A 10,253-nucleotide genomic window follows, 5' to 3' on the forward strand; every position below is an offset into this window, starting at 1 on the left:
GTGTAGATCCGGAACGAACGACTTTGCCTGCTACCCAATATGAATTGCCAGAGAAGTGCGTAATTAAAGCAGGAGAACTAACCGGAGAAATATTGGTGGTTCTGAAGTATTACGAAAAATTGGATACGAAAGCTGAACTGCTGACGTTGCAAGTGAATGACGGTGGTGAGGTTCGTCAAGGTCCGAGTGTCTATTCACGTGCTATTATTTCCGTATCTAATTTGTTGTTTGCACCTGAGTGGTGGACTAGAAACGACGGTGATGTGAATAATCCCTACAACATTGTTGAAGAATGGTATTTGGGGAGGTATTCGGAAAAGAAATATTTAATGTTTTTGGAAGAATTGAAAAAAGACGGGGTGGTATTTGACGGAAAAGATATGTTTATATTGCGTAAATATGCACTGCGTCTGAAAAATAGAATTAAAGATTATAATACTCAACATCCGGATGAACCCATGAGTGATGAGTATGGTAAAATGGAAATTCCTGTTGCCGGATAATTAAAAAACGGAAGAAGTATGAAAAAGATAACAGTTTATATTTTATTACTACTTTTATTGAGTAGCATTTGCAGTTGCCTGGATGATAAAAACAATTATGATTATACACCGATTAATGAACTGAAAGGCACTATTAGTAATATTGAAAAAAACTATAGTGTTGGGATAGATGAAGACTTAGTTATAACACCCACGTTTGAGTTTACAATTGATAAAACAGATCCGGATGTGAGCTACGAATGGAGACTAGACGGAGAATTGTTGAATGTAAAAGCACCTTCGTATACTTTCAATTCTCATAAGATCGGATTGTTTGAACTCACATTTTCCGTCATCGACAATAAAACAGGGGTTAAGTACTCTGCTTCAACAGACATTTTGGTTCGTTCTCCTTATCAGAGAGGATGGGTGGTTTTGTCTGACGTAGATGGAAAGTCAACACTTTCATTTATCAAGATTAAGACCTTGTATGGTGTGTCAGAAACTGTGAATATCTGGGGTGAGAAAGTGGTACGTGATTCTATCGCATATCATTCTGTCGAAAAGTATTTAGTCAAAGATTTAGGAACCAACCCCAAAGGTGTTTTTGAGCATTTGGGTTATCCTAGTACTTTCGGACAGGTAGAGACTGTATATGATGAACTGGTAGTGATGCAAGATCGTTGGGTGGAGTTGAACGGTAATACTTTGGAGCGTGAAGTATATACAGAGGATGAGTTCTATGGGGATTTGCCGGTGGGAGGCTTCAAACCTGTAGAAGCTGCCATGTCTTACTCTGCAAAATTTATTCGTGATGAAAATGGATATATTTATATGCACACGAAGCCGGTTGCAAATGATTTTCATGCTGGAGCCTATATGTCTATTCCACTGTGGAATTATACTAAATTCAGTGCTTTATATCCTGTACAGAAGTTTAAGGACAGAAATATGGATGCGGTTCTGGCTCTCCGTGAAGAGGATAACTCATTGGTAATTATTCGAAATGGAGGTGGGGTGAAGAATAGTTCCAATGATCCGACATTTTATGATAATACGGTGAAGGATACCGGAGAAATAGTTGAATTTGAAGGAGAGGATGCTAAGAACTTTCAGAATATGCGTGATGAAAGTATTGTAACAATGAAAACTGCGTCAGTTGATGTGAATGGCGACATGATGCAAGCATGGGTTGCCTTGATGAAGGGTAACGATATGTCTTATCAATTGCGCTATTTCAGAATGAAGAATAAAAAATGGGATATATATGATTATTATGAAAATGACCTGACGTCATTGAAAAATAAAGAGTATACAGATATGGCTGTATTTGAACAAAAGCAGTATGTTGTTATTGCAATGGGGAATGAATTGTGGTATTGCCAATATGTGAAAGGTGTGGCATCTGTTCCAAAATTGATTCATACATTTGACAAGAAGGTGATTGCTCTTTCATCTAATGATATATATTTGTATCCAAAATATGGAGTTTACAACGGTCAGTTAGGGGTTGCCTTGGAAGACGGAAGTTTCTTTATATATGGGGTGGAAGAGAAGGACAAGCAAGAATCAGGATTGGTTAATGATGTAAAAATAAAACAATTATACCCGAATGAGGAAAGTGAGAAGGAGGGAGATAATAATTTTGGAAAAATAGTGGATGTACTATATAAAATAGGAAATGCTAACCAGATTGTTCAGTATGACCTTTAAAATAACTTGATCTATATAGATTATGCGGGGAATCGCATTGAGTCTTGAATACTTTATGTGATTCTCCTTTGTTTATTTGAATATGAGAAAAAGAATATTATTTATAGTTTTATTTGCTTGGTCAGGCATTCTGCATGCTTTTTCCCAACAGCAGGCCAACTATGAATTGGCAAATGAATTTCAGGCTTTCGGTTTAGGAGGTAATTTTACTGCTAATAGTCTAAATCTCTGGCCGAATGAAATTAATGGAACAGATAAGTTTTGGTTTGAATTTCATACGACTGTCGGGAAGGATTACTATTTTGTAGATCCTGAACATCGGTTAAAAGAACCATTGTTTGATAAAGGGAAACTGGCATCGGGAATTGCACAGATTACTAGGGGTGTAGTGGACAGGAATAAACTGGAGTTGAGTGATATCAAATTTTCTGAAAACCTGGCTTCTTTTTCTTTTTCTTATAAAGGTAGGAACTATGAATATAATCGCCTGACACACCAGATTGTAGAGAAAAAGAAAGAAAAGAGTCGGTCATTATTTGATCGTTACTCATGGATGAAATATTCGCCAGACAGAAAATATCTTGTGTATGTGAAGAAACACAATCTGTATGTGAAAGGTAATGGGGAGATGGGAATGGATACGACGGAAGTGCAGTTGACCACTGATGGAGTTCGGTATTATTCTTATGCGCATGATGGAGGAACGGACGAAGAAGGAGAAGTCATGTCTGATATCTGTTGGTGCCCCGATTCAAGGCATCTTTATTTAGTACGCGAAGATGAACGTCTGCTTAGAGATTTTTGGGTGATAAATTCGTTGGATGACAGGCCTTCCCTGACTACTTATCGTTATGAATTCCCTGGTGATAAGAATGTAACCCAGAATGAACTGGTTATAGTTGACGTGATTGGGCGTACCGTAAAAAAAACAGATATAAGTAAGTGGCCGGATCAATACATAAATCCTTTGTGTGTGACAAAGGATAGTAAATACCTCTTTTTTGAACGTACGAAACGTACATGGGACGAAGTGGATTTGTGTTCTGTCAACCTCTCTACAATGGAGGTGAAAGAAATAATTCATGAAGTTGACAAACCGTATCGTGATCCGCATGCTCGTAGTGTCGCTATTTTGAATGATGGTAAAGATATTCTTTTTCGTTCGGAGCGTACGGGATGGGGGCATTACTATCATTATGATGGTAATGGAAAGTTGAAGAATGTGATGACTTCCGGTGAGTGGGTGGCAGGTCAGATAGCTTCTATTGATACTTTGGGGCGAACAGTATATCTATATGGATATGGCAGGGAAAAAGATATTAACCCATCTTATTACATGCTCTATAAAGTGCATATTGATAGGGAAGGAGTAACTCCATTAAGTACGGAAGACGGTCAGCATCAGGTTAAATTCCTGAAGTCTAATAGATACTATATTGACACTTATTCAAGAGTGGATATGGAACCTAAAATCATGTTGAAAGATAACAAGGGACAAGGGATTCTTGAATTGGCAAAGCCGGATATTGAATTAGCCTACAAAGCCGGATGGAAAAAACCGGAACGTTTTGTTGTGAAGGCTGCTGATAATATAACCGATTTACATGGAGTAATGTGGAAACCGGCAGACTTTGATTCTACTAAGGTATATCCGATTATTTCTGTGGTATATCCGGGGCCTTACTTTGGTCAAGTTCCTACTTCATTTACCTTAGAAGACAGATGTTGTACCCGTTTGGCGCAGTTAGGTTTTATCGTAATTGCTGTGTCTCACAGAGGAGATACTCCTATGCGTGGAAAGGCATACCATCGGTTTGGTTATGGTAATATGCGTGATTATCCATTAGCTGATGACAAATATGCTATTGAGCAGTTAGCTCGGAGGTATTCATTTATTAATGGTAAGAAAGTCGGTATCTACGGTCATTCCGGTGGAGGATTTATGGCTGCTGCAGCCATCTGTACTTATCCGGACTTTTATAAAGCTGCTGTCTCCTGTTCCGGAAATCATGATAACAATATCTATAATCGTGGGTGGGGAGAATGCTATAACGGTGTGAAGGAAGTGGAAAAAGTAGTAAAAGATAGTTTGGGTAATGAGACAAAAGAGTATGGATACAAGTTCAATGTGAAGCCGAATACGGAGATTGCCAAGAATTTGAAAGGACATTTAATGCTCGTCACCGGTGATATGGACAAGAACGTGAACCCTGCTCATACTTATCGCATGGCGCAGGCATTGATTGAAGCCGGCAAGGATTTTGATATGCTGGTGATTCCGGGTGCCGGCCATGGATATGGTTCTGCTGATAAGTATTTTGAGAAGAAGATGTACCGTTTCTTTGCCAAGCATTTGCTGGGTGACACTCGTGCAGACTATTGGGGAGATATTAACCGTAACAAATAAGACAATAGATAAGATTTTATGAAAAACTCTCTCTTTAGATATGTGTGCCTGGTGGTTGCATTGTTGATATGTAGCTTTGCCGATGCACAGCAGAAAGTGAATTATAAGTTAGCGGAAAAGTTCCGTCTGTTAGAACAGAATCCTATAATAAAGTATTCAACAGAAGTCAAGCCAACGTTTATTAACGGTACGGACTGTTTTTATTATTCGTTTACTACACGTGAAGGAAAGAAGTATTATTATGTAAATCCGAAGAAAAAGAAAAAACGTCTTCTGTTTGATACGGCTGAATTATTGAGTAAAATTGCAGTATATACCAAGAAAGCCTATTCTTCGGCAGATCCATATTTGTCTTTCACTTTCATGAAGGATAACGAAACTATTCGCATAAATTTCGACCGTGGATTGTATACTTACAACATCTACTCGAAAGTGTTGAAGCAGCTTAATGAAAAACCATCTTATGGAAATAGTGATCCGTATTGGATGAAGTATTCTCCAGATAGTCTTTATTTTCTTTATGCCAGCAAGGATAATTTGTATTTTGTTGGGAATCAAAAGAAAGGGCAAGATACCATTCCTATACAACTGACAACGGACGGTGAGCCGAATTATACATTTAACCGTGAAGATGAGGGTAAGCTGAAAGGACGCTTCGGAGCCGAATCTACTCATTGGATTCCAGGTAGCCATCGTTTTTATGCTGTTCGTGAGGATAACAGGAAAGTGCGTGATTTATGGTTAATTAATTCGTTGTCTACTCCATATCCGACACTGAAAACTTATAAAGCCGAACTGGCAGGCGATAAACATGTCACCCAATATGAATTGTTGATTGGAGATGTCGATACCCGTGAAGTGAAGAAAATCGATATTAATCGCTGGCCTGATCAGTATATTGACATATTGTATATTTCAAAAGACGGGAAGCGTTTGTATTTCCAACGTTATAACCGTCCATGGAACCAGTCGGATATTTGCGAGGTAGACGTAGAAACCGGAAAAGTGCGCGTAGTGATTCATGAAGAAAACAAACCATATCTCGATTATCAGATGCGTAATGTTTCTTTCCTGAATGACGGGAAAGAAATCCTTTTCCGTTCCGAACGTAATGGTTGGGGACACTATTACCTGTATGACACAGCAACAGGAAACTTAAAGAACCAACTGACCGATGGAACATGGGTAGCTGGCCCGGTTACCAAGATTGATACTATCGGGCGTAAGATGTATTTCTATGGTTATGGTCGTGAGAAAGGCATTGACCCTTATTATTACATTCTTTATGAAGCTCAACTGGATCGTCCGAATGCTGTTCGTCTGTTGACTCCGGAGAATGCGTCACATGATGTCAGTATCTCTCCGTCTTACCGATATATGGTAGATTCTTATTCTACTGTTTCGCAGGAACCGGTGAATGTGGTTCGTAACCGGAATGGAAAGGTGATTATGACGTTGGAAAAGCCCGATTTGCAGCCTGTCTATGAGATGGGATGGAAAGCACCGGAACGCTTTAAGGTAAAAGCTGCCGATGGAGTGACCGATTTGTATGGCGTGATGTGGAAACCTGCCGACTTTGACTCGACAAAGGTTTATCCTATCATTTCGAATGTTTATCCGGGACCGTTCTTCGAATATGTGCCGACACGTTTCACGATTAATGATGTTTATAATACCCGTTTGGCTCAACTGGGGTTCATTGTAATCACTGTGGGGCACAGAGGTGGCACTCCGATGCGCGGAAAGGCTTATCATACCTATGGATACAACAATATGCGTGATTATCCGTTGGCGGATGATAAATATGCTATTGAGCAACTGGCTGCCCGTTATCCGTTTATTGATGCCACCAAAGTCGGTATTTACGGCCATTCCGGTGGAGGGTTTATGTCGGCGGCTGCCATTTGTACTTATCCTGATTTCTATTCGGCTGCTGTTTCATCGGCAGGTAATCATGACAATCGTATTTATAATAAAGGCTTTGTTGAGATTCATTTCGGTGTAGATGAGAAGGTGAAAACGACTAAAGATAGTTTGGGAGTAGAAAGTACGATGTATGATTATAGTGTCCGTGTACGTCCGAATCAAGAGTTGGTAAAGAATTACAAGCACGGCTTGTTGCTGTTTACCGGTGCGATGGATAAAACTGTGAATCCTGCTAACACATTGCGTCTGGTGGATGCATTGATTAAGGCTGATAAGGATTTCGAAATGTTTGTATTGCCGAAATGTACACATGGATTCTTCGGTGAGTCTGAGGATTTCTTCGAGCATAAGATGTGGCGTCACTTTGCCCGCTTGTTATTGCATGACAACTCGGCTGATTCTGATGTCGATTTGAATAAGGATATGATTAAAGATGACAGGAGAAGATAAGATGAACCGGATATTTGTATATATAGGGATTATAGCAGGATTGTTGCTGGGGGGAAGCTTGTCTGTTGAGGCTCAAAAGAAACCGTTGGATATAGAAGCATGTACATCTTGGAAACGTATTGATGCACCGGATATTTCACCGACAGGCAGATGGGTGACTTACCGTATATCGTTGATGGAATATAATCCGGATAGCAAGGAAGAAAAAAAACTGCATTTATTCGATTCCCGTACGCGGAAGGAAATATTGCTGAATGGCGATATAGAGCGTCTGGAGTTTTATAATAACGACCAGGGAGCTTTTTATCGGTTGGCAGACTCGGCAGGAGTAATGAAAACATTTTTGTTGTCATTGCCTTCGGGAGTAAAGACCGAATGGAAACATAAAGAGGCTTTTCGTCCTGTGGAAGGGACCCCTTACTCAATCTCTGTAACTAATGTGCCGAAAGATACGGTAAATCATGTTCCGGCTTTTAACAGGCTGGTGGTACGTCATCTGAAGACAGAAGTTGCTTTTCATATTGACAGTATCGGCTATCATACATTATATGACGGAGGACGTTCTATTCTTTTCATTCGTAAAAAGTCAGACAGGAACGAGCTATGCTATGGCCCTTTAGCTGGTCCATATAAGACTCTTTATCAGAGTCCTGTAAAGAGTGAACCCTCTTCTTATAGTTTTAATGAAAAAGAGATGATCGGGGAGTTTAGCGTAAATGATTCTTTGTGGTATGCTTTTTCATTAAAGAAGCCGGGTTGTAACTTGCTTTTTGACCGGAAAGAAATTGTTTTGCCTGATGGTATGTCTGTCGGACGTATTGACTTGTCTAAAAGCCATAATTTTTTGATACTTGAACTTCGGGACTCACAGCAGATTTCCCGTAGAAGGGAAGAATCGGAGAAGAAACCGGACAAGAGTTTTGAATTAGAGTTGTGGACGTGGAACGAAATGGAAGTTCCGACTTTACAAAGGGGCGGACGTTATAGGCAGGATAAGTCGGTGACGTATATTTATGATATTTTTTCTAAGAAGCTCACAGAAGTTGCTCCATTTACCGTAGATTTACTCTTACCATCGGGAGCAGAGAATTTGAACTATGTGCTTTACACGGATGAATCTCCTTATAAGATGCAGCGTGAGTGGTTGGATCGGTTGCCGTTCGATATATATTCAGTGAATGTGCATACAGGTGCAAAACGGTTGATCGGACGTAGTTATCGTACAGCTCCCAAATGGTCGGTAAATGGCAAGTGGGCAGTAATGTATGATCCGATTGCTCAAGTCTGGAATAAGTTTGATGGTGCTACCGGTAAGGTTGTTAATATATCTGATGCTATCGGTTATCCAATGTTCATGGAAAGTTATGATAAACCGGCTCCTGCTCCCGCTTATGGAATAGCAGGGTGGACGGCTGACGGGAATAATGTGTTTCTGTACGATGCATATGACTGGTGGAAGATTGATTTGACAGGAGAACGTCAGCCGGAGTGCTTGACTAAAGGATATGGTCGCAAGCATGGCAAATCTATTCGTAAAATGACGAGTAATATAGATAAGGATGTTTTTCAGAAAGACGAAAAAGTCATAGTTAGCCTTTGGGATAAAGACACGATGGATGAGGGTGTCTATCAGCTTGATATGAAAGGCCGTCTGAGAAAATTGATGGAGGGGAATTATGTATATACTATACATCGTTTTTCTGATAATCATGAGTATTGCGTTTGGAATCGTCAGAATGTATCGGAATTTAGGGATTTGTGGTGGAGTAAGTCCGATTTCTCCAATCCCGTTAAAGTGACGAATGCGAATCCTCAACAAGCAGATTATAAATGGGGTACAGTTAAACTGATAAAGTGGACTAATTATGAGAATAAGGAAAATAAGGGGTTGCTTTATCTTCCGGAAGATTATGATCCTCAAAAAGAATATCCGGTATTGGTGCAGTTTTATGAAACTCATTCTGGTGAGTTGAATATTTATCATGCACCTTTGTTAAGTAGTGCGTTAGGGGATCCTATGTATTTTGCCAGCAATGGTTATATTGTGTTTATGCCGGATGTGCATTTCACGGTTGGGACTCCCGGGCAGAGTTGTTATGATGCTGTTGTGAGTGGAACGAAGTATCTGATAGAGCAGGGGATAGCACATCCCGGAAAAATAGGCTTACAGGGACATAGCTGGTCTGGCTATCAAACATCATATTTGGTGACAAAGACAGATCTTTTCACTTGTGCCAATATAGCGGCTCCAATTACGGATATGGTGACCGGATATTTGGGAATTCGTAATGGAAGTGGGTTGCCACGCTATTTTATGTACGAAGAGACACAAAGCCGGATGGGAAAGACTTTATGGGAAGCGAAAGATCAGTATTTGGCAAGTTCTGCAATCCTGGAAGCAGACAAGATACATACGCCTTTATTGATATTACATAATGACCAGGATGAGGCCGTTGCGTATGAACAAGGCCGTGCACTTTACCTGGCTATGCGTCGCCTGCAACGTCCGGCATGGTTGTTGAATTACAAAGGTGAGGGACACTTTGTATTGAGAAGAGGTGCGCAGAAAGACTGGACCATCCGAATGATGCAGTTTTTCGACTATTACCTGAAAGGTACAAAAGAGCCACGTTGGATGAAGGAAGGTATTCATTTGAGAGAACGTGGAATTGACCAGAAATATGATTTACTAGAAAAATAAATAAAATGAAGAAACTATTAATTACAGCTATGGTTCTGTCTTGCTTCGCAATCAGCAGTTTTGGACAGAACAAAACGGAGAAACAAATTATCGGTAAATGGTGTAATCCTTATACCTATAAATCTACAGGTGAATTTAAAGGATTTGAGTTTAAAAAAGGCGGGAAATGTTCTGCTGTCAATATCCCTTCTTTGGATTTAAAGACTTGGAAGATTGATAAGGACGGTTATTTAATTATTGAAGGTTTCAGCAAGGAAGACGATGGAAAGGTAGAAGTGTATAAAACGCGTGAACGTATTGGAAAGTTGACATCTGATTCATTGGAGTTGGTAACACAGGACGGGCCTCCGCGATTGGCTTTTCTGTATCTGAATACGAAATCAATCAAGAAATTGGTTACTCCGGAAGTAGCCCCTGATAAGAAGTAATAAATCTCTCTCTTAAATAATTTAGTGTTTAAATTAGCATGTTGTTGCTAATGAAAGCGCCCCGTCGTAGTGATTACGATAGGGTGCTTTTTGTGTTCGCCCGACATGGGCATAGTCTAACGGGTGCAAGTCCCTAACGCAGCTTA

Annotated in this window: 6 protein-coding genes; all 6 read left to right on the top strand. The window is 39.9% G+C overall.

Translation table 11 applies throughout. The features are described from left to right. The coding region (locus tag ACT8YW_RS19720) for a DUF4843 domain-containing protein (RefSeq protein ID WP_444106881.1) at positions 1-503 on the top strand (503 nt) is incomplete at its 5' end. An 18-nt stretch (positions 504-521) separates the two neighbouring features. After that, positions 522-2,195, top strand: coding sequence for a PKD-like family lipoprotein (locus ACT8YW_RS19725; RefSeq protein ID WP_444106882.1), 1,674 nt, complete (start codon positions 522-524; stop codon positions 2,193-2,195). 82 nt (positions 2,196-2,277) lie between these two features. Continuing rightward, a complete protein-coding gene (locus ACT8YW_RS19730; RefSeq protein WP_444106883.1) occupies positions 2,278-4,602 on the top strand; it encodes a DPP IV N-terminal domain-containing protein in 2,325 nt (774 codons plus the stop codon). A gap of 18 nt (positions 4,603-4,620) precedes the next feature. Further along, positions 4,621-6,978 carry a DPP IV N-terminal domain-containing protein gene (locus tag ACT8YW_RS19735; protein ID WP_444106884.1) on the top strand — a complete coding sequence of 786 codons (2,358 nt, stop codon included), beginning with the start codon at positions 4,621-4,623 and terminating at the stop codon, positions 6,976-6,978. After that, positions 6,962-9,679 carry a prolyl oligopeptidase family serine peptidase gene (locus ACT8YW_RS19740; RefSeq protein ID WP_444106885.1) on the top strand — a complete coding sequence of 906 codons (2,718 nt, stop codon included), beginning with the start codon at positions 6,962-6,964 and terminating at the stop codon, positions 9,677-9,679. The genes ACT8YW_RS19735 and ACT8YW_RS19740 overlap by 17 nt, the downstream gene beginning before the upstream one ends. A 5-nt stretch (positions 9,680-9,684) precedes the next feature. Beyond that, positions 9,685-10,107: a lipocalin family protein gene (locus tag ACT8YW_RS19745; RefSeq protein ID WP_444106886.1), complete on the top strand. Its 423-nt coding sequence runs from the start codon at positions 9,685-9,687 to the stop codon at positions 10,105-10,107. Positions 10,108-10,253 lie beyond the last annotated feature (146 nt).

Source organism: Bacteroides sp. (genome assembly GCF_052357945.1).
Taxonomy (GTDB): domain Bacteria; phylum Bacteroidota; class Bacteroidia; order Bacteroidales; family Bacteroidaceae; genus Bacteroides.

Excerpts from the sequence above, each read along its gene's own strand:
- ACT8YW_RS19740 (WP_444106885.1), top strand. The coding sequence starts at position 6,962 with ATGACAGGAGAAGATAAGATGAACCGGATATTTGTATATATAGGGATT.
- ACT8YW_RS19745 (WP_444106886.1), top strand. The coding sequence starts at position 9,685 with ATGAAGAAACTATTAATTACAGCTATGGTTCTGTCTTGCTTCGCAATC.
- ACT8YW_RS19735 (WP_444106884.1), top strand. The coding sequence starts at position 4,621 with ATGAAAAACTCTCTCTTTAGATATGTGTGCCTGGTGGTTGCATTGTTG.
- ACT8YW_RS19725 (WP_444106882.1), top strand. The coding sequence starts at position 522 with ATGAAAAAGATAACAGTTTATATTTTATTACTACTTTTATTGAGTAGC.
- ACT8YW_RS19730 (WP_444106883.1), top strand. The coding sequence starts at position 2,278 with ATGAGAAAAAGAATATTATTTATAGTTTTATTTGCTTGGTCAGGCATT.